The following is a 23,650-nucleotide window of genomic DNA, read 5'->3' as shown; positions in this document are numbered from 1 at the left end:
CGTTACCTGGCCACGTACAGCCAATCCATCAATTCATCGAAATGCGAGACGATGCGCTGCGGCGCACAGGCCTCAAGGCGCGGCACACTGTGTACGCCGTAGTCGACACCGACACTGTGCATGCCCAGGGCACGCGCCATTTCCAGATCATATTCGGTATCGCCGACCATCAGCGCCTCATGCGCCTCAACGTTCAGCTCGGCCAGCAACTCCTCGAGCATGCGAGGGTGCGGCTTGGACAGCGTCAGGTCCGCGGTGCGCGAGGCATGGAACCAGTCACCGCAGTCATGGGCCGTGAACATGCGGTCCAGCCCGCGGCGGCTCTTGCCCGTCGCGACGGCCAGCAGCTGCTCGGGATGGCGACGCAGACGCTGGATGCCAGCCTCGACACCGGGGAAGAAGTCCAGCGGCGTGGTATCGACCGCCACGAAATGCGCCTTGTAGGCCGCGACCAGCGCCTCGCACTGCTCGGCCGTCGCCCCCGGGAACAGGCGCTCCATGGCTTCGGGCAGCCCGAGTCCGATGATGTCGCGCGCCGCATGGGCAGGCAGCTCGCCCATGCCCGTCGCCAACGAGGCCGCCTGCAGGCAGTCGACGATACGCGCCTCGGAATCCATCAAGGTGCCATCCCAGTCGAAGATGACCAGGCGATAGCGCGGTTGCGGCAGTCCTGCAGCGAGATCAGTCATGACGAGCTCCCAGCTCTCTGGCAGTGGCGAGAACGCGCTTCATCCGCTTGTCCAGCGGCGCGCGCACGGTGACGGTTCGCCCGTCGATCGGATCAGGAAAGCTGAGTTGGGCGGCATGCAGGAACAGGCGTTCCAGCCCGACCTTCTTCGCCAGGGCATTGCCGCGCTCGGTGCCGTACTTGGTATCGCCGAGCAGCGGATGCCCGGCATGCACCGAGTGCACGCGAATCTGGTGGGTACGCCCGGTAATCGGCTCGGCCTCGACCAGCGTCATGCTCGGATAGGCCTCACGCACCGCGTAGCGGGTGCTGGCCGTCTTGCCGGCCTCATCGACGCGCACCCGCCGCTCACCATTGCCACCGTCGTAGCGCTCCAGCGGCGCATTGACGTAATCGCGACGTGAATCCCAGCGCCCCTCGACCAGCGCCAGATACAGCTTGGTCATCTTGTGGGCCTTGAGGTCGGCATTGAGCTGCAACAGCGCAGCCCGCGACTTGGCCAGCAGAATGCAACCGGAGGTATCACGGTCCAGGCGGTGCACCAGCTCCAGGAACGGCAGGTCGGCGCGAATCTGGCGCATGGCCTCGATCAGGCCGATCTTGACGCCGCTGCCGCCGTGCACGGCAAGCCCCGAGGGCTTGTTGATGACCATGAAGTCATCCGTCTCGCGCACGATGCAGCCCGCCAGCACCTCGCGCAGGTTGTCACTGACTTCCTGCACGGCGGCTTCCGGCGAGAGGCGCAGTGGCGGCACCCGCACCAGATCGCCCGCCTGCAGGCGGTAATCGACCTTGATGCGCTTCTTGTTCACGCGCACTTCACCCTTGCGCACGATGCGATAGATCAACGCCTTGGGTGCGCCCTTGAGGCGGGTACGCAGAAAGTTGTCGATGCGCTGCCCGGCCAATTCCGGGGCAACCTCGATCCACTGGACTGATTGGCCTTCGGCCATGTCGCACTCCTTTCCGGCCCCGCCTTCGCGCGGCCTGCTCATCTTGTTGCCGTGCGCCTGGGCGCACTCAGACCGGTCATTCTACGGTGTCATGCGACCAATGGGGAATCATCGTGCCATATGCCGCTCTCATCCGCGGCTCGCCGGGCCTCGTATCTCGGGCGATGTAGCGAAGCGTTTGATCTGGCAGCTGAATTGCTGGTACATACCTTTACTGGTATATTCGAGCGCAGTGAGATGGGCCTTCTCTATATGCCCGATCATCGTCTCCGCAGCCCTGTCACAGCGGCCGGAAAAACGGCGCACCCGGCACTTCAACAAGGTGCTTCACGCCGGCGGAGAGGGTCAGATGGCCCGCAATGAAGCAACGCGCACCGACATCAGCACCGTGCAGGTCACGCAAGCACCCTGTTGTCATCTACCCTGTCGGTAGCGTGCTGTCCCGCGCATCGCACCTGTCAATCACAGGCAGCGAAGGCCGCCCCAAGGACAGTCATTCGCGGCCAGTGGCCAGACCAACAGCTGACGCAAAACATCGATGTCGCTCAGATCTCACAGGACCTGATGACGATATCAGCGGGCGCGGAACGCATGACGCCGCGCGCCGCAGCGCAATCGCCCTTCGAGCCTTCGTTGCAGACTCCACGAGATGATGTCGCGGGAGCCCGAAAGCCGCCTGCGCAGGCAAGACAGCAAGACGCCCAGTCATTCATGGGCCAACGACACAAGACCGCTCGGGCATGAAGCCCGGGTAATCATTCGATATCCGTGCCGAAGGCCGGCGTCGATGAATCGGCAAATGCCAGGTGTTAGGGAAGAGACCGCAGGGCCGGAGGAGTACAAATCCCCGCAACACGTCCTGCCTCTTCCAAGTACTCAACATGATCATGCCGCATGTGGCCCGTCCACGGACTTGCCTGCATGCGAAAAACGCATTCCACGACATGCGCTGAGCACAACACGAAGCGGAAAACGGTTCCTCGTCGCCGACGCACAATGCGGCTGCCCTTCGGCACGCCCAGTCTAGCGAGACGACATGAAACGGATGCTCATCAACGCGACCCAGCCGGAAGAGCTGCGCGTCGCACTGGTCGACGGACAACGCCTTTACGATCTCGACATCGAGTCCGGCGCCCGCGAACAGAAGAAAGCCAACATCTACCGCGGCAAGATCACCCGCATCGAGCCCAGCCTCGAAGCCTGCTTCGTCGACTTCGGCGCCGAGCGCCACGGCTTCCTGCCGCTCAAGGAAATCTCCCGCGAGTACTTCTCCAAGGACCCCGGCCAGGGCCGTCCCAACATTCGTGAAGTGCTCAAGGAAGGCCAGGAAGTCATCGTCCAGGTCGACAAGGAAGAACGTGGCAACAAGGGCGCCGCCCTGACCACCTTCATCAGTCTGGCCGGCCGCTTCCTCGTGCTGATGCCCAACAACCCGCGTGCCGGTGGTATCTCCCGCCGCATCGAGGGGGAAGAGCGCGCTCAGCTGAAGGAAGCGATGAACAGCCTGACCCTGCCGGACAAGATGGGCGTCATCGTGCGCACCGCCGGCATCGGCAAGAGCGCCGAAGAGCTGCAGTGGGACCTCGACTACCTGGCCCAGGTGTGGGACGCGGTGACCAAGGCCGCCTCCAGCCGCCCCGCCCCCTTCCTGATCTACCGTGAATCCAACGTCATCATCCGTGCCATGCGCGACTACCTGCGCAATGACATCGGCGAGGTGCTGATCGATTCTCCGGAAGTCCAGGAAGAAGCGCTGTCCTTCGTGCGTCAGGTGATGCCGAGCTATCAGCAGAAGATCAAGCTCTACGAAGACGACGTGCCGCTGTTCTCGCGCTTCCAGATCGAATCCCAGATCGAGACCGCCTACCAGCGTGAAGTGAAGCTGCCCTCCGGTGGCGCCATCGTCATCGACCACACCGAAGCCCTCGTCTCCATCGACATCAACTCCGCTCGCGCCACCCGCGGCAGTGATATCGAGGAAACCGCGCTGCAGACCAACCTGGAGGCCTCCGATGAGATCGCCCGCCAGCTGCGTCTGCGCGACATCGGCGGCCTGGTGGTGATCGATTTCATCGACATGACGCCGGCACGCAACCAGCGTGAAGTCGAGAATCGTGTGCGCGACGCGCTCAAGATCGACCGCGCTCGTGTCCAGATCGGTCGCATCTCACGCTTCGGCCTGATGGAAATGTCGCGTCAGCGTCTGCGCCCCTCACTGGGCGAGACCAGCGGCGTGGTCTGCCCGCGTTGTGACGGCCAGGGCACCATCCGTGACGTGCGCTCCATGGCGCTCTCCATAATGCGTCTGATCGAAGAAGAGGCCATGAAGGAGCGCAGCTCGCAGATCCGCGCCATCCTGCCGGTGCCGGTCGCGACCTACCTGCTCAACGAGAAGCGCGCCACGCTGTTCGACATCGAACGTCGTCAGGGCGTGAATGTCGTGCTGCTGCCGAACCCGGAGCTCGACACGCCGCACTACGAAGTCGTGCGTCTGCGTGACGACCACGTCGATGAAGACGGTGCCGACAAGTCCAGCTTCGAGCTGTCCGTCGAGACCGAAGTCGGCAAGGAACCGGATCCGAACTTCGACAAGCCGCCGGCGCGCACTGAAGCGGCCGTCAAGAGCGTGTCCCACACCACGCCTGCCCCGGTTGCCGCACCGGAAGCGCCTGCCGCAGCGCCCGCCGCCGTGGCAGAGAGCGCTGACAGCAGCAATGATAGCGATAGCCGTAACGGCAACGGCAACGGCAAGAACAACGGCAATCGTCGTCGCAACGGCAACGGCAGCAGCAACGGTCGCAACCGCCAGGAGTCGCGCAACGAGTCTCGTAATGACACTCGCAGCGAAGGCCGCAACGACAGCCGTCAGAGCTCGCGCAATGACAACCGTCAGGGCAACCGCTCGAGCCAGGGCAATGACACCCGCGCTCAGGCCAGCAAGCAGGAAGTCGTGGCGCAGTCGTCAGCCCAGACTCCCGCCAGGACTGCCGCTCCGGCCGCCGGTGGCGGCCTGCTGTCGCGCCTGGCCCGAGGCTTCAGCCGCCTGCTGGGCAATGACAGCGACACCGCCGTGCCGGCCAAGTCCAGCGAAGCCCGCAAGGCACTGGAAAAGGCCCGCGAGCGTCGCGAGACCGTCAGTGAAGCCAGCGCTCCGGCAGCGGCTCGCAACGACTCCCGCAATGGCCGCAACGCTGAACGCAGCAACGACCGCAGCAATGATCGTAGCAATGACGGCCGTAGCAACGAGCGTGATGACAACCGCAAGGACTCCCGTCGTCGCAATGACAACGCGTCACGCAACAACGACGGCGAGTCACGCAACAGCGGCAACGATTCCCGCGGCAGCGACGCTGACAGCAACAGCCAGAACGATGGCCGCAGCAACAACAAGCGTCGTCAGCGCAACGACCGTGGCAACCGTCGCAAGTCCAACGAGTCGCGTCAGGACAGCCAGCAGGAAATCGTCACCAACGACAGCAAGCCGCAGGCCGAACCGGAGCAGACGCCGCAGGCTGACAACAGCCCGAAAGCCGAAGCCAGGAGCAGCGACAGCCAGAACGCCAAGGCCGACAACGCCAGCAAGCGCGATTCCGGCAAGCGCAGCGACAAGCCGGCGCGTGGTGAAAAGCCGGCCAAGACTGACAAGGCCGAGCAGGTCGACAGCAAGCAGGCACGCGAGTCCATCAAGGCAGCCGAACAGGCCGAGCAGGTGGAACAGCAGGTCAGCAACGAAGACCAGCAGACCCGCAACAATCCGCGTGTGCGCAGCCGTCAGCATGCTCTGAACCCGCAGGCGGTCGAAGAACAGAAGTCGCTCAAGGCCATGACGCTGGCAGGCCCGCAGGCAGCCGCTACTTCGGCAGCCGCTGCTTCGGCAGCCGCTACTTCGGCAGCCGCTGCGGTGCCGGCCATTGCTGAGGAAGGTGCCGAAGCCGTCAGCGCCACCACCGCTGCTCCGCAGGGCGCAGCCAATGCCCCGCAAGGCAAGGAAAGCGCCCCGCAGGCTGAAACCAGTGCTCCGCAGGGTGAAAACAGCATCGCTGCACAGGACGCGCCGGCCAGCGCCGAGCAGTCTGCCAGCGCAGACCCCGCGGCAGCCGTTGCACCGGAAGTCAGCGAGCCGAGCAACGAGACGCTGAAAGAGACGGTAGCGCCTGAGTCAGCGCCATCCGACGCGCAAGCGTTTGAGTCTGAGCCAGCGACAGCGGAAGTGCCCGAGCCGGTCGTCGAAGCGCCGATCGAAGCACCTGTCGAAAAGGCGTCGGAAGCGCCTGTCACTGGCGCTCACCAGGCGCAGAAGACTGAGCAACACGCCGCCCAGCGCACTGAGCAGCACGCCGTCCAGCAGCCAAGCGTGCACCAGCCGCAGGCCAGCGCAGCTGACGCCGTCGACACGCCGGCCGTCACCGCTGCAGAAGTCGCGCCGGAAGCCGCGGCCGATGAGCAGTCGCTGAAGGAAAGCGTGACCGGCGAAGCCGCTGCGCCTGAAGCGCCAGCCGTCGCCGAGCAAAGCGTCCAGGCACCGGCCGCCGAAGCGCAAGCTACCGAGCAGACCGAAGCTAAGGCACCTGTCGCTGAAGAAGAGGAAGCGATCGCCGCTGAAGCCGACACTGCCAGCCAGCCTGCGCAGCCTGTGGCGGAAGAACCTGCCGTGGAAGACGCTGCCGCTGAACAGCCTTTACAGCAGATCGCGCACGAAGAGGCTCCTCAGCAGACTGAGACCAGCGAGGTGAAGGTGACGCAAAGCGCTGACGTGGCCAGCACTGAGATTGAGCCTGCTGTCAGCACTGAGCGCACCGCAGATACTGTCGCTGAAGCTGCGGAAGGCGCTCAATCAGCTGAAGGCTCTGATTCTGCTGAAGGCTCTGATGCTACTGCTGAAGGTGCCGAAAGCGCCGTCAACGTCAGCGCCAGCGTCGAGAATGCGCCGGCCGAGGCAGAGTTCGCGACTGCCGAACGTCACGACAATGTCGCCGTGGCGCAAGCCGTGAGCGACGACTCCCACACAGGGGAAGTCGCTGACAGCGAGCAGAAGCAGGCACCGAGCGAGCAGGGCGAGACGACAGCGGCAGAAGGCGTGCAGCAGGACAGCACGCAGCCAGCCACCGAGACCCGCCGTCGCCGTGGCGAACGCGCCTACAACGATCCGCGCGAAGTGCGTCGTCGTGAGCGTGAAGCTGCCGAACGTGCTGCTGCACAACAGGCCAGCGCAGAGACTCAGGACACGACCGCTCAGGATGACAGCAACACGTCTCACTGAGTCCTGAGGCTGGCGCCCTGCCCTGCCGTCGCTCTGCCGCCCCTTTCAGCCACCAGCGCTGAAGGGGGCGCCAGAAAGGCAGCAAGACAGGGTCTATGCCAGGGTCTGCCAGCCGCTCTCGTTGAGCAGCAAGTCAGAACCAAGCACTGAAAACAAGAACGCCCCGCAGGCAAGCCTGCGGGGCGTTCTTGTTTTCAGTGCATGCTATTTTCAGCGCCTTGTGTGCGTGCCTTCACTTCAGCGCAGGTCTCATGTGCACGACTCTGGGCCTCAGCCCTCGTGCCTCACCCTTCAGGCATCATCCCAAGCTCGCGCGGCTCCTGCTCGAGCCAGACCCCGAAGCGGGTGTGGACGGCCTCACGCACCTCCTGCGCCAGTGCCAGCAGCTCCGTGACGGCACCCTCGCCGAAGTGCACCAGCACCAGCGCCTGCTGAGCATGCACGCCGACATGGCCTCTGCGCGCGCCCTTGAGACCACATTGATCGATCAGCCAGCCTGCTGCCAGCTTGATGCTGCCATCGGCCTGCGGGTAATGCGGCAAGCTCGGGAAGCGGGTCAGCAGCGCCTGGGCCTCAGCCTGGGGAAGCTGTGGATTCTTGAAGAAACTGCCGGCATTGCCGAGTTGCGCGGGGTCGGGCAACTTCTCACTGCGCGTGGCAATCACCGCCTGGGCGACCTGCAACGGCGTCACCTCCTCCCCTTGCGGCAGCGCCGCGCTGACGCGCTGGGCGAGATCACCATAACCGAGCCGGGGCGACGCCTGGCGCGATACCTGCAACTCCAGACGCGTGATCAGCACGCGATGCTCAAGCGCGCCCTTGAAGATGCTGTCGCGATAACCGAAGCCGCATTCCTCGCGATTCATCCAGCGGCAGCTGCCATCTTCCAGCGACATGACTTCCAAGCGCAGCAGATGGTCTGCCAGCTCGACGCCATAGGCGCCGATATTCTGGATAGGCGCCGCACCGCAGCACCCGGGAATCAGCGCCAGATTTTCATAGCCCCACCAGCCGGCGGCGGCCAGCTCCATCACCAGGGCATGCCAGCGCTTGCCGGCCTCTACGGAGACCGTGGCTGTCAGGCCGTCTTCTGCCGGCGTGATGGTGAACTCATCAAAGGCTGGGCGCATGACATGGGCATCCAGCCACGGCAGCAATACCAGATTGCTGCCGCCGCCGATCACCACCAGACGCTCTCCAGCCTGCCGGGAGGCCAGCACCTGCGCCCTGGCCGCCTCGACGGTGTGTGGCTCACTCAGGGCGCGGGCACGCGCCGAGAAGCCCAGCGTATTGCAGCCATCCAGCGCCACCCCCTCACGTTGCGAGGTGTCGCCAGCGTTCTGATCACTGGAGACCTGTGTCATGAGCGCGCCCGCGCCGTGGTCGCCGCAGGCAGTGCCGCAATGAGCGCCTCGCAGGCCACATCGATCAGATCCAGCACACGCTCGAAGGCATCGGGGCCCCCGGTGTAGGGGTCCGGCACCTCACGACTGCCCGCTGCCAGCGCGGGCAGCGGGGTCGGCAGCAGGTCCAGCAGGCGACCGATCAGCGCCTGATCACCACTGTTGCTGCGTGCAGCCACGGCACGGGTATCGGCAAGATTGGCGTCGTCCATCACCAGAATCAGATCGAAGTCGTGAAAGTCCTGCTCGCACAACTGACGGGCACGCAGCGTGCTGATGTCGTGCCCGCGCTTCGCCGCATGCGCGATGGCCCGCGAATCAGGCTGACCGCCGACATGCCAGTCACTGGTGCCGCAACTGTCCACCGTGACGACCTGCTCCAGACCATGGCGCGTCAGCGCCGCACGCAACACGCCTTCGGCACTCGGCGAGCGGCAGATATTGCCCAGGCACACCATCAGGATGCGCTCCAATGGCGCCTGACGCTGGGCCAGTTGCTCAAGAAGCTCGCTCATCAGGCCTCTCCGCTCTCGCTGCCTGCCGCTGCTTGCGCCAGCCAGTCGCGCACGCGCTCGAGATCCTCCGGCGTATCGACACCGGCCGGATGCGCCGTGCAGGCAATGGCCACCTGGATGGCATGACCATGATGCAGCGCGCGCAGCTGCTCGAGCTGTTCGAGCTGCTCCAGCGGGGCCGGCAGCCAGTCGACGTAATCGGTCAGGAAGCTGGCACGATAGGCGTAGAGGCCGATATGGCGAAGCCAGGAATCGGTGGCCAGCATGTCCGGTGGCGTGGTGAAGTGCTCGCGGTCCCACGGGATAGGCGCGCGCGAGAAGTACAGGGCACGCCCACGCAGGTCTCGCACCACCTTGACCACATTGGGATTGAACAGGCTGTCGACACTGGCGATCGACTCCGCCAGCGTGGCGATCGAGGCACCCGCGTCTTCCTCGAGACGCACCGCCACCTGATCGATCAGCGCCGCCGGCAGCAGCGGCTCGTCGCCCTGGACGTTGACCACCAGGGTCTCGGGGGCCAGCGCCAACAGCGTGACCACCTCGGCAAGGCGGTCCGTCCCGCTGGGATGATCGGCACGCGTCATCACGACCTCGGCCCCGAAGCCTTCACAGGCCTCACGGATGCGCTCGTCATCGGTGGCGATCACGACCCGACTGGCCTGACTGGCGCAGGCATTGCGCCAGACGTGCTCGATCATCGGCTGGCCATGAATGTCCGCCAGGGGCTTGCCCGGCAGGCGTGAGGAGTTGAAGCGCGCCGGAATCACGACCACGAAGCCGGACTCCCCCTCTGAACGGCTGTCGTCTGCCTGCCCCTGCTGCAGAAGGTCACTCATCAGCCGCGGCTCCCCTTGAGCTTCTCGTCGGCATCCATCTGGCGCGCTTCTTCTTCCAGCATGACGGGAATGCCGTCGCGTACCGGATAGGCGAGGCCATCGTAGAAGCACTTGAGCTCGGCGTTCGCCGCATCATAGGTCAGCTTGGCCTGACACAGCGGGCAAACCAGTAGCGCGAGCAGTTCCTTGTCCATCGAGACATCTCCGGAATAACAGCAGAAAAGAAAGAAAATTCAGCGATCAAGCACTCAGAGCGCCTCAAGGCGTTTGGCGAGCCAGTCCACCAGCGCCTGGTCCGGACGCGCCTCGACATCCAGCGCCCAGCAGCGCTCATTGGCGAAGCTGCGACACTTGACGGCGTCCTTGGCGGTCATCACCACGGGCAGATTGTCGGAAAAGCGCAGATCCGTCGGCGTGAAACGATGGTGGTCCGCCAGCGGACGCGGCAGATGCTCGACCCCGAGGTTGGTCAGGGTGCGGAAGAAGCGCTGCGGATTGCCGATACCGGCCAACGCATGCACCTGACCGCTGAACGGCAGCTGGTGGGCAGGATAGCGCACGTCGTCGATAAGGTGGCGCCAGTGGACCGGCGTCAGCTTCATGCAATGCGATTCCACCGGCAGGCGCGAGCAGTCGATGACACCGTTGGAGATCACCGCATCGACACTGGCGAGGCGCGACAACGGCTCGCGCAGCGGCCCGGCGGGCAGGCAACGCTGATTGCCGAAGGCACGCTCACCGTCCACGACCACCAGCTCGATATCGCGCCCCAGCGCATGATGCTGCAGACCATCATCGGAGAGCAGAATGTCGCAGCCGGCGGCAATCAGGCGCCGCGCCGCGCTCGGGCGATCCGGGTCGACCGCCACCGGCAGACCGGTCTGCTGGGCCAGCATCACCGGCTCATCGCCGGCATGCTGAGGATCGGTATCGGCCTGCACGTAGAGGGGATAGCGCGGTGAATGCCCACCGTAGCCGCGCGAGATGATGCCCGGGCGCCAGCCCTGCTCGCTCAACCAGCGTCCCAGCCAGGCGACCAGCGGCGACTTGCCGGTTCCGCCGACGGTGATGTTGCCGATCACGATTACCGGCACCGGCGCCTTCCAGACCTCACGCTTGCCGGTGAGATAGGCATTGCGCTTGCGCGCCACCACATTCTTGTAGACATGTTCCAGCGGGCGCAGCAGGTGCAGCCAGCCGGCGCCGCGATACCAGGCGTCTACCAGTCGTTCACTCATGCGTCCGCCGTCTCCCGGAACTGGATGCGATGCAGCGCGGCATAAGCACCTTCCTGAGCAATCAATGATTCGTGGGTGCCGTCTTCGATGATCTCGCCATCATCCATCACCAGGATGCGGTCCGCCTTCTCGATGGTGGACAGACGGTGGGCGATCACGAAGGTCGTCCGGCCCTGACACACTTCCTCCAGCGCGCGCTGGATATAACGTTCGGATTCGGTATCCAGCGCCGAGGTGGCCTCGTCCAGCACCAGAATCGGCGAGTCCTTGTAGATGGCACGTGCGATGGCGATACGCTGACGCTGACCACCGGAGAGCATCACGCCATTGTCGCCGACGATGGTGTCGTAGCCTTCGCTCATGCGTTCGATGAATTCGTGGGCATAGGCCGCACGCGCCGCCTCTTCCACCCGCGCCTTGTCGACCTCACCGGTGCCGTAGGCGATGTTGGCGGTCAGGTCGGCATTGAACAGGGTGACATTCTGCGAGACCAGCGCGATCTGCTGACGCATCGGACGCAGCTTGTAGTCCTCGATGGCGACATCATCGATCAGGATGCGGCCGGTGGTCGGTGCATAGAAGCGCGGCAACAGGCTCATCAATGTCGACTTGCCCGACCCCGAACGCCCGACGATGGCGACCATCTGCCCCGGCTTCACCTCCAGATCGATGCCCTTGAGCACCTCCGGCTGATGGTCTGCATAGCGGAAGTGGACATTGTCGAAGCGTACACGGCCCTCGAGGCGACCCTCGGGCACCAGGGTGCCGTTGTCCGGCTCTGCCGGCGTATCCAGCAGACCGAACAGTTCTTCCGAGGCCGCCATGCCCTTCTGGATCTCGCCGTTGACTTCGGTCAACTGGCGCACCGGCTTGGCCATCATCGAAGCGGCGGTGATGAAGCCGACGAACTCGCCGGCGCTCATGCCGGCCATCAGTTCCGGCGCCATCGCCAGCCACACCAGCGTGGCCAGCGCCACGGCGATCAACAGCTGGATGACCGGCGTGGCGGTGGCCTTGGTCAGCGCTTCCTTCATCTTCTGCTCGCGGTTGTACTCACTGACCGCCGCGAAGCGTGCCTTCTCGTAATCCTCGGCACCGTGGGTACGCACGACACGATGGCCGGACAGCGCCTCGGAGGCGACGTGGGTCACCTCGCCCATCGAGCCCTGGATACGCTTGGAGAGCTTGCGGAAGCGCTTGCTGGCATAGCTGACCACCCAGCCGATCAGCGGCGTGACCGCGATGAACACCAGCGTCAGCTTCCAGTTGGTCCAGAACAGATAGCCCAGCAGGCCGAGCACGAAGAAGCCTTCGCGCAGGATGATGGTCAGCGCCTTGGTAGCCGCGCCGGTGATCTGCTCGACATGGTAGGTGACGCGCGTGATGAGATGGCCGGTGGAGTTCTCGTCGAAATAGCGCCCCGGCAAGTGCAGCATGTGGTTGAACACCGTAGTGCGCAGGGTGTGCACCACGTTGCGCGCCACATCGCTCATGCAGTAGGTGCCCAGGAAGGTGCCGACGCCGCGCACGGCGAACATGCCGATCACGAACAGCGGCAGGAACAGTCTGAACTGGGCGTCAGGATTCTGAATGCCGTCGATCAGGCGCTTCATCATCTCGGCCAGCGCCGTACTCGAGGCACCGTAGATGATGTAGCCGACGACGGCGGCCAGAAACATCTTCCAGTACGGGCGAACATAGCCGAGCAAGCGGCGGTAATGAATCCAGGTGGAGTCGCGACTCACGGGGTCTCCATAGACTTGGGCGGCGCCCTCATGGGGCATCCGGTGATGATGATTCCGTCCCGATACGCGTACTGATGCGCACACGGGTGATACCCACTTCAGCGGCGGCGTCCAGCGCCGTGACCACCTTGGCGTGGGGCGTGCGGCCATCGGCTTCGAGGATCAACCCGAAGCGATCTGCCTGGTCCTTGTACTGCGCAAGTTGCGCTCCCAGTTCATCCTCGCCGAGGCTTGCCTCGCCGAGCGTAAAATCACCTGCCGCCCCGATGCTCAGGATCAAGGGCGCCTGCTCTACCGCGCTGGCCTGACTGGACTGCGGCAGGATGAGGTCCAGCGCTCGACGGCTATCGAAGGTCGTCGAGACCATGAAGAAGATCAGCAGCAGAAACACCACGTCGATCAGCGGGGTGAGATTGACCTCCACCGACTCACGCTGGCGACGCGGAAACCTCATGACGGCCTCCCGGCACCTGCCCCCTTGCCATCATCGCCACCATAGGGGTCATCGGCGTCACGACGCATGTAGGCCGGCAGGTCTTCCGGCAGGCGCTCATGGGGCTCCGGCACCTGGCCGGGGCGCTGGCCCGGGCGACGGTCGATGCCGTCATGACTTTCGGCCAGCCCGAGCTCGCCCTGATGGTGCGAGATATACTCCACCACCTGCCCTGCCTGCTCCTCCATGTTGACGGTGATGTCCTCGACACAGCGCTGGAAATAGCGATGGAACATCAGTGCCGGAATCGCCACCGTCAAACCGGACGCCGTCGTCACCAGCGCCTGGGAAATCCCGCCGGCCAGCTCCTGGGCGCGCTCAGCGCTGCCCGCATCGACGATCACGGCGAAGACGTCGATCATGCCGACCACCGTGCCCAGCAGCCCCAAAAGCGGCGTGATGGCGGCGATGGTGCCCAGCGGACTCAGGAAGCGTTCCATGTCATGGATGACGGCCACGGCCGATTCCTGCATGCGCGCGCGTACCTGCTCATTGCCCAGGCGCGCATTGCGCAGCCCCGCCGCCAGCACGTTGCCCAGCGGCGAATGACTCTCCAGCCAGTAGACATTGACCTGTCCCTGGCTGATCAGTTCACACACCTGCTGTCCCAGGCCCTTCGGCGCGATGCGTCGACGACGCAGCGTCCACAGGCGCTCGAGGATGATGGCCAGTGCCACGACGGAACATCCGAGGATGGGGAGCATCAAGACTCCCCCTGCGTACAAGGCTTCCAGCATGTGACCTCTCCCTTGGTCTCGATGCCTGTGCGGGCACCATTGTTGTCGTGTCAGATGTCACGCGCCATCCCTGTCGCGCAGGCCGTATGAATCCGCCATGCATCTGATCATTCAGCGGATTTTACCCCAAGGCACCTCACTCCGATACCGCCAGCCCTGCGCGCTGGTTGCAGCCGCTCCCCCTGCGGCGACCACTCCCAGTGCAAGGCACCATCCAGCCCGACATGCCAGAGACACTCGACATGACGCGCCAGACGCTCCACCACGTCCGGATGCGGATGACCATGCGGATTGTAGCGACCGGCGCTGACAATCGCGTGACGCGCCGCCAGGCTCTCAAGCCAGGCATCACCACTGCTGGAGCGGCTGCCGTGATGGGCGACCACCAGCAACGGCAAGCCGCGCCCGGCCAGGCGCTGGCGCAGCGTCGCCTGCAACTCGCGCTCCTGCTGCTGGCCGATATCGCCGGTCAGCAACGCCAGCGGGCGCGCGCCATGTGCTATCAAGACCACACAGGAGTGCGCGTTGTCACGTCGGGCCTTCAACCCTGCTGGCGGCCACAGCATCTCAAGGCGCACGGGGTGGCCCTGCAGCTGACCGAGGGTGATGCTGCGCCCGGCGACACACTCCCGCATTGCCACCTCATCGAGCCAGCTTACCTGACGCTCCAGTCGCGCCCGCTGCCCGGCCGGCACCCACAAGGCGGCGATCTCCTCGGCAGACAGGGCCTGCAGACCGCCGGCGTGATCGCCATCCCCGTGACTCATGATCACGCCGATAGGCTCTCCCGCAACGGATGGCGCCCCCGGCAAGCGGGCGCTGGCATTGCGTGACGCCGCCCCCAGGTCGTAACGCCAGTACCTCGGCACCTGCCGTGACGCGTCAGTCGAGTCACTCGCGCTCGGCGCCAGATGACTGTGCAGCGACAGCGCCAGCCCCTGCCCGACATCGTGCACCGTCAGACTGAGCGCGGGCGCCCGGGGCGAGAACGAGGCGGCGGCTGTCACGCGCGTGCCGGCGTCCCGCCCGACGGTGGCCAGCGCCGCCGGTGACCACGGCAAGGCCAGCACCGCCAGCGACAGCCCCCAGCAGAGTGCCACGCTGCCACACAGGCGCTTCAGACGGCCATCGAGGCCCGGCACCCCCTCCGCCAGCCAGGCACCCAGCAGGGCCATGACCGCGAGCGTCAGGATCAAGGCCGAGGGAGTGGCGTCCGACAGCCCCGCCGCCATTGGCGTCTGCGGCCAGCGCCCCTGCGTCGACGCAAGCGAAGACAAGGCATCCATCGTCTGCGCCATGCCCTGTGCCAGCAGCTGCCATAGACCGCCGCTGAACACACCGTCAGCGAGCATCGCCGCGGTCCGTGACGGGACGAGTCCCGTGAACAGCAACAGCTGCTCGAGCCCCGCAAGCCCCCAGCCCAGCATGCCAAGCGGCACGATCAATAGCGTCACCAAGGGCGCCATCAGCAGATTCATCGGCAGCGACAACCAGGACAGCTGGCCGCGCGAAAGCAGCAGGGCCGCACCCATGACCAGCGTCAGCAACCACTGGCTGCGCAACGTGGCCAGACACCAGCCGCGCATCCCCCGCGGTCGCGAGCGGCCCTGCCAGGCCAACAGCAACACCGCCACGGCGATGAATGACAACCAGGTGCCCGGGCGCCACAGCGCCAGCGGGTCCAGCCCCAGCACCAGAATCAGCGCCAGCATCCAGACCTGCCAGACACCCAGGCCGCTGCGGCCACTCGCCATCCAAAGCCCGACCGTCACCATCAAGGCGGCGCGCAGGGCCGGCGGCGCCAGGCCTGCCAGCAAGGCGAAACTCCAGGCCGCCAGACAGGCAAGCCACCAGGGCGCGACGCTGAATCGCCACCCGCCCGGACGCCAGAGACGCAGCACACCGAAACTCAGCCCCAGCACCAGGCTTGCCATCAGGCCGACATGCAGCCCCGACACCACTGCCAGATGCGTCAATCCGGTGGCGTTCAGCGTGTCCCAGTCGTCATGGGTCAGTGCCGAGACCTTGCCCAGCGTCAATGCTGCCAGCCAGCGACAGGGCGACCCCGGCCAGTCGACCAGTGCCTCGCCTCCACCTTTATCCTCGCCCTCGCCCTCGCCCTCGCCTTCGCCACAGCGCTGCCACAGAGCCTGCTCGGCATGCAGGCGCAGTGCTGCCAGCCCGCCTGGCGGCGCCAAGTGCTGCGCAAGGGACAGTTGGCGCACGTAACCCGTGGCGACGATACCTTCACGCCATAGCCAGGCGACACGGTCAAACTCCGCTGGGCTCGCTGAGCGCCCGAAGGCCGGGTTGCTGGCGCCATAAGGCGGCACCAGACGCACGACCATGCGCCAGCGCTCACCGGCCTGCCAGGGAGTCGCCAGCGCCTCGCGTGTCGCAACATCGCGGGTCAGCTTGCGTGGCCAGTAGCGCCGAAGCTGGACCCGCTGATCCAGCAGCCGCTGACAGGCAGCCTGGCGACCGGCATCAGCGGCGGACTCCCCCGTCGGCTGGAAGAGATCACAGCGCGAGACACGCAGCACCAGGCGCACCGATTCATCAGGGGTCGGCAGCGCGCGGTTGACCTGCTCGACTCGGCCTTCCAGCCACAGCTCCTGGCGCGTCAGCGCCTCCGCCATCACGAGCGGCTGCTGCAGAAGGCCGATCACCAGCCCGAATCCCAGCGCTGCCGAGAGTCGCAGGCTCAAGGCTCCGAGCCGAGAGCGGCGTGACTCAGCGTCGGGAGCAGAGTGCGCGAAAGCACGGGCGGGAATGGCGGCCAAGCCCCCCGCCACCATCAGCCAGCAGAGCAGCAAGGCGGCCAACATCAGGTTGTCGCTCAGCGTCATGAAGGCGGCCCAGCCATGCGCCCCACCCTCTTGCGCGCCGAGCCCTGCCGATGAGCGTGACTGCCAATCCGCGCACCACTCGCCCTGGCGTGACAGCCAGATGCCCACCACCAGCCCCGCCAGCAGCTGGGCCAGCGAGGCCGGTGACAGCCAGAATCGAGCGGGATGGGACGATTTATTCACGGTGGCGCCTGACATGTTGCTGGCCTCTTGCAAGGTCACCCGTGACGCAGCCCGTCAGGCATGGCGCGGGCTTTGCTGTACTCAGTGCCGAATCGAGACACGCGGGTTGCAGATCACGAACCGGATAACTGCGCAGTCAGCATGGCAGTCCTGCAGCCATGTATGGATAATGGCCGGCGTTGAATGCCAAATGGCCAAGTCATGCCTCGTCGTCTACTCAAGCGGCTCATGCCGGAACCGGATGCACTCAAGCGCAAGAAGTCGCTGCGCTTCATGCATCACCTGATCGTCGATCCCGCACTGTGGGCGTTGTCGCGACGCACTGTGGCCAATGCCTGCATGGTGGGGCTGTTCTGTGCGCTGCTGCCGATTCCCTTCCAGATGGTGGTGGCCGCCTTCGGTGCCTGGGCACTGCGCTGCAACCTCGCGCTGTCGGTGGGTCTGGTGTGGGTGACCAACCCGCTGACCATGCCGGTGGTCTACTACGCCACTTACCGCGTGGGTGCCTGGATGCTGGACACGCCCGCACGCGTGATGCCGGACCAGGTCTCCGCAGCCTGGTTCGCCAATCAGCTGGAAGACATCCTGCCCGCCCTGGCGCTGGGTTCGCTGGTCAGCGCCGTCGTCCTCGCACTGCTGGCCAACATGCTGGTCCGCCTATTGTGGCGCTATCAGGTGGTGCGCAACTGGCGCAGCCGCCGCAAGGCGCGCCTGGCCGCCAGACGTTGCAGCAAGGAGCAGTCGTCACGCCAGAATGCTGAGCAGGACACCGACAAGCTCTGAACGCTGCCGACAGACGCGCATGAAAAACGCCCCGCCATCTCTCGATGGCGGGGCGTTTGGCTTTCTGGCATGGCGTAACAGCGACTCGCCTCAATCCTCGTGCAGCTTGCCACCGTCCAGACGCAGCACACGGTGCTGGTGCGCGGCCAGACCGTTGTCGTGGGTCACGATGATGAAGGCTGCCTGCGCTTCACGCGCGATGTCATCCATCAGCTCGAGAATGCGTGCTGCCGTGGTCTGATCCAGGTTGCCGGTCGGCTCATCCATCAGCACCAGGCTCGGGTCCGTCACCAGCGCACGCGCGATGGCGACGCGCTGACGCTCGCCCCCGGACAGCTCGCCCGGCTTGTGGTCGGCACGCGGCGCCATGCCGACCCGCTCCAGCAGCTTGCGCGCCTTGACGGCAGCCTCGGCGCGCTTGTGGCCACGGATGATCAACGGCATCGCCACGTTCTCTTCGGCACTGAATTCCGCCAGCAGATGGTGGAACTGATACACGAAGCCGATGTGCTGATTGCGGAAGCTGCCCAGCGCCGACTCGCTGAGTTCGGACAGGCGCTGGCCGGCCACTTTCACGATGCCCTGACTGGGATGGTCCAGCCCGCCGAGCAGGTTGAGCAGCGTGGTCTTGCCGGAGCCGGAGCTGCCGACGACGGCGACTCGCTCACCGGCATGCACGCGCAGCTCCAGCTCGTCGAGCACCTGCACCTCTTGCGGGCCCTCATCGTAACTGCGACTCAGGCGCTCACAGATCAGCATCGGCTTGCCGTGGGCCTGACCCGGCGCGTGAGTGTCAGAAGCCGGCGTCGGCATGGCGGTGTCTCCAGCAGCAGAACGGATGGATGCATCAGACGGTGTCGACGGATTACTCATAGCGCAGTACCTCCGCCGGCTGGATGCGCGAGGCGCGCCAGGCCGGATACAGCGTCGACAGGAAGCTCAGCACCAGCGCGGAGCCGATGATGATGCCCATGTCGCTCATCTCGAGGCGCGACGGCAGATAGCTGATGAAGTAGACGTTGGGGTCCAGGAACTGGATACCGAAGGTCGACTGCACCCAGGCGATGATGTCGGAGACGCTCAACGCCAGCGCCACACCGGCGATGGCGCCGATGATGATGCCCATCACGCCGATGGTCAGCCCCTGCACGATGAAGATGCCCATGATGGAACCGGGCCTGGCCCCGAGGGTGCGCAGGATGGCGATGTCGGCGTGCTTGTCCGTCACCATCATCACCAGCGTCGAGACGATGTTGAAGGCCGCGACGGCGACGATCACCATCAGCAGCAGGCCGATCATGTTCTTCTCCATCTGGATGGCGGCGAACAGGTTGCCGTGGGTGCGCTTCCAGTCCATGCCGCGATACTGCGGCCCCAGCTGGCTGACGATGTCACGGGTGACCTGATCGGCGCTGAACAGGTCATCGAGCTTCAGGCGCACCCCCTGGACGTCGCCTTCCTTGAAGCGTGCCAGCTTGGCCATGTCCGAGATATCGGTGTAGGCAAGGCTGGCATCGACGTCCGCGCCGACCTTGAAGATACCGGTCACCGTGAAGCGCTTGAGACGCGGGAAGATGCCCCCGGGCGTGATGGAGGCCTCGGGCACCAATAGCGTGACGCGATCCCCCACGCCGACGCCCAGGTTGCGCGCCAGCAGCTCGCCCATCACGATGCCCCAGCTGCCGGGCGTGAGATCCGCCAGGCTGCCCTGCACCATGTGCTCGCTGATGATCGAGACCTGGTCCTCCGCGGACGGATCGATGCCGGTGACCAACGCGCCCTTGTTGCGGCCGTTGGTGGTGAACATGCCCTGCTGCTCGATATAGGGCGCCGCACCGACGACATGCGGCTTCTCGCGCAGCTTGCCGGCCAGCGTCTCCCAGTCGGTGACGCTGTCACGCGCCTCGACGCGCACATGCGGCACCATGCCCAGCACGCGGGTGCGCAGCTCGTGGTCGAAGCCGTTCATCACCGACAGCACCAGAATCAGCACGGCGACGCCCAGCGACAGCCCCAGCATCGAGGTCAAGGAAATGAAGGAAATGAAATGGTTACGGCGCTTGGCGCGGGTATAGCGCAGGCCGATCAGAAAGGGTAGGCGATCCAGCAGCATCGAAGTCGATTCCTTGGGTCAGGGTCGCGGGCCATGATACGCATTCCGCAGGCTCGGCGCATGGAGCCATATTCGAACGCAGTTTGCCAGCCTTCGTCTGTGGCCAACATGAACCGCCAGCATGGCAAGACATGTGCACGTCAGACACCACAGGGCTAGCGTCGGCGCATGGCTCTGCTATCATCGCGCGCCGAGTCCGCGGCATTGCGGCTTGCGCCTTTATCGTTACCTCTTCATCAGGGAGATGCCCATGGCCACCCGTCTGCTCGCCGAATGGCACCCGCAGGACGCCATCCAGCTCAGCTGGCCCAGCCCGCACAGTGACTGGAGCGAGATGCTCGAGAGCATCGAAGCCACCTGCGAGGCCATGGTGATCGCCATCAGCCGCTATCAGCACGTACTGATCAGCGTCAGCGATGACGCCACCCGCGAGCGCCTCGCCGCGCGCTTCGCCGGTTTCGGCGTGCCCGCCGAGCGCCTGCATCTTTTCGTGGCGCCGCTGGATGACACCTGGACGCGCGACCATGGCCCCATCACCATCGAACGTGATGGCCAGCCGGTGCTGCTCGACTACACCTTCACCGGCTGGGGCGGCAAGTTCGAGGCCGCCCGCGACAACGCCCTGACCCGCGCCCTCGCCGCGCAGGGGGCTTACGCAAGCCCGGTGGAAAGCCGTGACTTCATTCTGGAAGGCGGCGGCATCGAAAGCGACGGCCAGGGCACCCTGCTGACCACCGAGGCCTGCCTGCTCAACGACAACCGCAATGCCGGCCTGAGCCGCGCCCAGGTCGAGGCGCAACTCAAGGCCGATTTCGGGGTCAAACGCGTGCTGTGGCTCGCCAATGGTCATCTGGAAGGCGATGACACCGACAGCCATGTCGACACCCTGGCGCGCTTCTGCGACCCACGCACCATCGCCTATGTCCGCTGCGATGATCGCGACGACCCGCATTACCCGGCGCTCAAGGCGATGGAAGCCGAGCTTGAAGCCCTGCGCGATGCCAACGGCGACCCGTACTTCCTGGTGCCGCTGCCGTGGCCGGATGCCTGCTTCGATCCGGACGACAGCCATCGCCTGCCGGCGACCTACGCCAACTTCCTGATCATCAACGGGGCCGTGCTGGTGCCGACCTACGCCGATCGTCACGACATGATCGCCCTCAAGGCCCTCGCCAGCGCCTTCCCCAAGCGTGACATCATTCCGGTCGATTGCCGCGCCGTGATTCGCCAGCATGGCAGCCTGCACTGCATGACCATGCAACTGCCCAAGGGCACGCTGGCCACCTCGAACACCTCTCAAGGAGCACTGTGATGACTGCTTCCCGCCGTACACTCAAGGTCGGTGTCGTCCAGCAACAGGGCTGGCCCGACAAGGACACAAGCCTGGCGGCCAGCGAAGCCGCCATTCGTCGCCTTGCCGCCGATGGCGCTGAGCTGGTGATGCTGCAGGAGCTGCATGCCAGCCACTACTTCTGCCAGACCGAAGACACCGAGATCTTCGATCTCGCCGAGCCCCTCGAAGGTCCGACCACCCAGCGTCTGGCCGGTCTGGCCGCCGAACTCGGCCTGGTGATCGTCGGCTCCATCTTCGAGCGTCGCGCGGCGGGCGTGTATCACAACACCGCCGTGGTGCTCGACAAGGCCGCTGGCCTGGTCGGCACCTTCCGCAAGATGCACATTCCGGATGATCCCGGCTTCTATGAGAAGTTCTACTTCACGCCGGGCGATGCACCCAGCGCACAGTCCCCGCGCCGCGGCTTCGAGCCCATCGACACCTCGGTCGGCCGTCTGGGCGTGCAGGTCTGCTGGGACCAGTGGTATCCCGAAGGCGCACGCCTGATGGCGCTGGCCGGTGCCGAGATGCTGCTCTACCCCACCGCCATCGGCTGGGACCCGCGTGACGATGAAGCCGAGCAGACGCGCCAGAAGGATGCCTGGACCCTGATCCAGCGCAGCCACGGCGTCGCCAATGGCGTGCCGGTGATCGTCGCCAACCGGGTCGGTCACGAAGCGGACCCGACGCCTGCCAGCGAAGGCATCCAGTTCTGGGGCGGCAGCTTCATCTGCGGCCCCCAGGGCGAGCTGCTGGCGCATGGCGGCACCGAGCCCGAAGAGCTGCTGGTCGAGGTGGACCTGGCGCGCGGCGAAGATGTGCGCCGCATCTGGCCTTACCTGCGCGATCGTCGCATCGATGCCTATGGTGATCTCACCGAGCGCTATCGCGACCGCTGAGCCCATCGGGCTTTTGCAGGTGCCGGCCTGACAACAGCGCCCTGTCGAGATCACACAGCCCCCCGCAGAAACAGAAGAGGGCGCCCAGCGTGGCGCCCTCTTCTGTTTCGATCTTTCGGCGCCGGCGCAGCCGACCTATCCCGTCACTCCATTCCGGGTGATTCATCCTCTCGCAGCCCTTCTTCTGTCCGCGCATGCCGCCATGGTCTGACTTGCCATCCCGGTCACGCTAGGCTAAACAAGATAACGCGATAAAAAATCACGTCTCCCTTGCTGCAATCAGGACGCAGAGCATGCCCGAATACCAGTTGATGGCCAGAATAGAAGCGGCCTTCGATACGCAGATCAGTGCCGCCGATCAGGTCATCACCGCGGTCAGAGAAGAGAATTCGCCACTCTGGCGGCTGGATGGCGTCAGTGCCGATAGCGAATGGCTCAGCCAGGCGTTGCAGGACGTGTGGTATCAGGATGGCCAGGACGGCCGAGTCACCCGCCCCTATCTGGGCGTGGTCGCCGCAGGCCCGACGGTGATCGAGCGCGTCGCGGCGCTCAACGCCGCCAAGGAGCAGCTGGCGGAGCTCTTCGCCGAGCTGCGCGAGAAGTATCCCGACCAACTGGCCGAGCTGAAGGCGATTCTGCCCTTCCGCCATCCGGGGCTGAATCAGCACCTGAGGGGCGATGGACTGGCGCGGCTGCATCTCAAGCAGTGCTGGCGGCGGGTGCCGGTGGCCGAAGCGCCGGTGGCGCGGGTGCGCTTCGCCTGGTACAGCTCCGGGCGCTCGATCCAGCGCGTCAGCGTGGCGGAGTGTGAAGCCTTGCTGATGAAGCTGGATACCGAGGCCGAGCACGTCCGCCTGCAGCTCAAGCTGCTCGCTGGCTTGCCATCGGATGAGATTCTGGCCCGCATCCAGCCCCAGGCGCCGCTGATGCGCGCCAACCTGTTCTACCGTGAGCCGGTGATGCGCGAAGACGGCGAGCTACGCACGCGCCGCGCGCTGAATGTCTCACTGCCGCTGTTCCTGCCGCATGATGACCTGCGCCTGCCCGCTCTCAACCAGCCAAGCCCGACGCCGCCCACCGAGCGCACCCGCGCCCGCCGCGGCGACGTGCGCATCGAGGACACGCCCTTCCTCAAGAGTCTGCGCGTGCATCGCTATCGCTGATCTCCAGAGCAAGAGAGCCAGAAAGCCGGTGAGCCGGTGAGCCGAAGAGACAGACCGCCCGTGAAGCCGCCTGCTAGAGGTCCAGCGCCGATTCCGGCATCCGCTTGAGGTGCATGCGGCGCGCCAGGCGAATCACCGGCTTGAGCGTCAGCTGCAGCGAGCCGATCACGAACAGCCAGATTCCCAGTGTCATCCACTCTTCCCAGAAGAAGCACACGCTGCCGATCGTGAACAGCAGGCCCAGCACCAGCTCATTGATGATGCTGGCCAGCTCATAACGGCGATGGATGATCAGCTCCTCATGGCCCAGCCGCAGCGTGAGGTCCGAGGTCGGATCATCCTGCAGTGGCTCGCGTGACTGCGTGCCCGAGTGGCGAGTGTCGTGTTGCTGCAAATCATCCTGCATGCGTGATTTCCTCAAGGCTCATCAACAAGGTTTCCCAGTCGGGAGCCCGA

At 65.2% G+C, this 23,650-nt stretch carries 18 protein-coding genes and 1 pseudogene; 5 read left to right on the top strand and 14 right to left on the bottom strand.

From position 1 onward, the window contains the following. Positions 1 to 2: 2 nt before the first annotated feature. Complete coding sequence (locus HA399_RS04445; RefSeq protein ID WP_279831465.1) at positions 3 to 689, bottom strand: HAD-IA family hydrolase; 687 nt, start codon at positions 687 to 689, stop codon at positions 3 to 5. After that, positions 682 to 1,641 (bottom strand): RluA family pseudouridine synthase, encoded by a 960-nt coding sequence (locus HA399_RS04440; RefSeq protein ID WP_054555007.1) that lies wholly within the window; start codon positions 1,639 to 1,641, stop codon positions 682 to 684. Before HA399_RS04440 ends, HA399_RS04445 begins: the two co-directional genes overlap by 8 nt. A 1,036-nt stretch (positions 1,642 to 2,677) precedes the next feature. On the opposite strand from HA399_RS04440, the pseudogene rne reads away from it, so the two are divergent. Continuing rightward, positions 2,678 to 4,615: pseudogene (gene rne / locus HA399_RS04435) on the top strand (ribonuclease E); the annotation flags it as partial. Positions 4,616 to 7,185: 2,570 nt separating this feature from the next. On the opposite strand, the gene murB reads toward rne, so the two are convergent. The 9 genes from murB to HA399_RS04390 form a co-directional block, all read right to left on the bottom strand. Next, entirely contained in the window at positions 7,186 to 8,265 is a 1,080-nt protein-coding gene (murB, locus tag HA399_RS04430; RefSeq protein ID WP_404326188.1) for a UDP-N-acetylmuramate dehydrogenase, read from the bottom strand. Further along, positions 8,262 to 8,819 (bottom strand): low molecular weight protein-tyrosine-phosphatase, encoded by a 558-nt coding sequence (locus HA399_RS04425; protein WP_404326187.1) that lies wholly within the window; start codon positions 8,817 to 8,819, stop codon positions 8,262 to 8,264. The genes murB and HA399_RS04425 overlap by 4 nt, the downstream gene beginning before the upstream one ends. Next, a complete protein-coding gene (gene kdsB, locus HA399_RS04420; protein ID WP_216059770.1) occupies positions 8,819 to 9,658 on the bottom strand; it encodes a 3-deoxy-manno-octulosonate cytidylyltransferase in 840 nt (279 codons plus the stop codon). Before kdsB ends, HA399_RS04425 begins: the two co-directional genes overlap by 1 nt. Next, positions 9,658 to 9,852, bottom strand: a complete 195-nt coding sequence (locus HA399_RS04415; RefSeq protein ID WP_043331901.1) for a Trm112 family protein — start codon at positions 9,850 to 9,852, stop codon at positions 9,658 to 9,660. Before HA399_RS04415 ends, kdsB begins: the two co-directional genes overlap by 1 nt. 54 nt (positions 9,853 to 9,906) lie before the next feature. Continuing rightward, on the bottom strand, positions 9,907 to 10,896 hold the full coding sequence (lpxK, locus tag HA399_RS04410) for a tetraacyldisaccharide 4'-kinase (protein ID WP_054555010.1): 990 nt from the start codon (positions 10,894 to 10,896) through the stop codon (positions 9,907 to 9,909). Beyond that, positions 10,893 to 12,641 (bottom strand): lipid A export permease/ATP-binding protein MsbA, encoded by a 1,749-nt coding sequence (msbA, locus tag HA399_RS04405; protein WP_225347686.1) that lies wholly within the window; start codon positions 12,639 to 12,641, stop codon positions 10,893 to 10,895. The genes lpxK and msbA overlap by 4 nt, the downstream gene beginning before the upstream one ends. Before the next feature lie 28 nt (positions 12,642 to 12,669). Then, entirely contained in the window at positions 12,670 to 13,095 is a 426-nt protein-coding gene (locus HA399_RS04400; protein ID WP_153635253.1) for a biopolymer transporter ExbD, read from the bottom strand. After that, positions 13,092 to 13,871 (bottom strand): MotA/TolQ/ExbB proton channel family protein, encoded by a 780-nt coding sequence (locus HA399_RS04395; protein ID WP_082388116.1) that lies wholly within the window; start codon positions 13,869 to 13,871, stop codon positions 13,092 to 13,094. Before HA399_RS04395 ends, HA399_RS04400 begins: the two co-directional genes overlap by 4 nt. Before the next feature lie 107 nt (positions 13,872 to 13,978). Next, on the bottom strand, positions 13,979 to 16,903 hold the full coding sequence (locus HA399_RS04390) for a ComEC/Rec2 family competence protein (protein ID WP_404326185.1): 2,925 nt from the start codon (positions 16,901 to 16,903) through the stop codon (positions 13,979 to 13,981). 201 nt (positions 16,904 to 17,104) lie between these two features. Between HA399_RS04390 and HA399_RS04385 the strand changes: the two genes are divergently transcribed. Beyond that, positions 17,105 to 17,686, top strand: a complete 582-nt coding sequence (locus tag HA399_RS04385; protein WP_404326184.1) for a DUF2062 domain-containing protein — start codon at positions 17,105 to 17,107, stop codon at positions 17,684 to 17,686. Between the two features lie 90 nt (positions 17,687 to 17,776). Here HA399_RS04385 and HA399_RS04380 read toward each other — a convergent pair whose 3' ends face one another. Then, positions 17,777 to 18,499, bottom strand: coding sequence for an ABC transporter ATP-binding protein (locus tag HA399_RS04380; RefSeq protein WP_054555014.1), 723 nt, complete (start codon positions 18,497 to 18,499; stop codon positions 17,777 to 17,779). 52 nt (positions 18,500 to 18,551) lie between these two features. Continuing rightward, on the bottom strand, positions 18,552 to 19,796 hold the full coding sequence (locus tag HA399_RS04375; RefSeq protein ID WP_043332064.1) for a lipoprotein-releasing ABC transporter permease subunit: 1,245 nt from the start codon (positions 19,794 to 19,796) through the stop codon (positions 18,552 to 18,554). Between the two features lie 253 nt (positions 19,797 to 20,049). Between HA399_RS04375 and HA399_RS04370 the strand changes: the two genes are divergently transcribed. The 3 genes from HA399_RS04370 to HA399_RS04360 all read left to right on the top strand — a co-directional run bounded on the left by HA399_RS04370 (position 20,050) and on the right by HA399_RS04360 (position 23,194). Further along, the gene (locus HA399_RS04370; protein WP_107335343.1) at positions 20,050 to 21,111 is read left to right on the top strand and encodes an agmatine/peptidylarginine deiminase; all 1,062 of its coding nucleotides are present in this window, start codon (positions 20,050 to 20,052) and stop codon (positions 21,109 to 21,111) included. Beyond that, positions 21,111 to 22,031 carry a carbon-nitrogen hydrolase gene (locus tag HA399_RS04365; protein WP_054555016.1) on the top strand — a complete coding sequence of 307 codons (921 nt, stop codon included), beginning with the start codon at positions 21,111 to 21,113 and terminating at the stop codon, positions 22,029 to 22,031. The genes HA399_RS04370 and HA399_RS04365 overlap by 1 nt, the downstream gene beginning before the upstream one ends. 293 nt (positions 22,032 to 22,324) lie before the next feature. Then, the gene (locus HA399_RS04360; protein ID WP_043331911.1) at positions 22,325 to 23,194 is read left to right on the top strand and encodes a DNA replication terminus site-binding protein; all 870 of its coding nucleotides are present in this window, start codon (positions 22,325 to 22,327) and stop codon (positions 23,192 to 23,194) included. 73 nt (positions 23,195 to 23,267) lie between these two features. On the opposite strand, the gene HA399_RS04355 is transcribed toward HA399_RS04360, so the two are convergent. Further along, the gene (locus HA399_RS04355; RefSeq protein WP_404326181.1) at positions 23,268 to 23,600 is read right to left on the bottom strand and encodes a YrhK family protein; all 333 of its coding nucleotides are present in this window, start codon (positions 23,598 to 23,600) and stop codon (positions 23,268 to 23,270) included. Positions 23,601 to 23,650 lie beyond the last annotated feature (50 nt).

The sequence above is a fragment of the Cobetia sp. UIB-001 genome, assembly GCF_044789135.1.
In the GTDB taxonomy this organism is placed as follows: Bacteria; Pseudomonadota; Gammaproteobacteria; order Pseudomonadales; family Halomonadaceae; genus Cobetia; species Cobetia amphilecti.
This window is presented reverse-complemented; position numbering and strand designations above follow the sequence as displayed.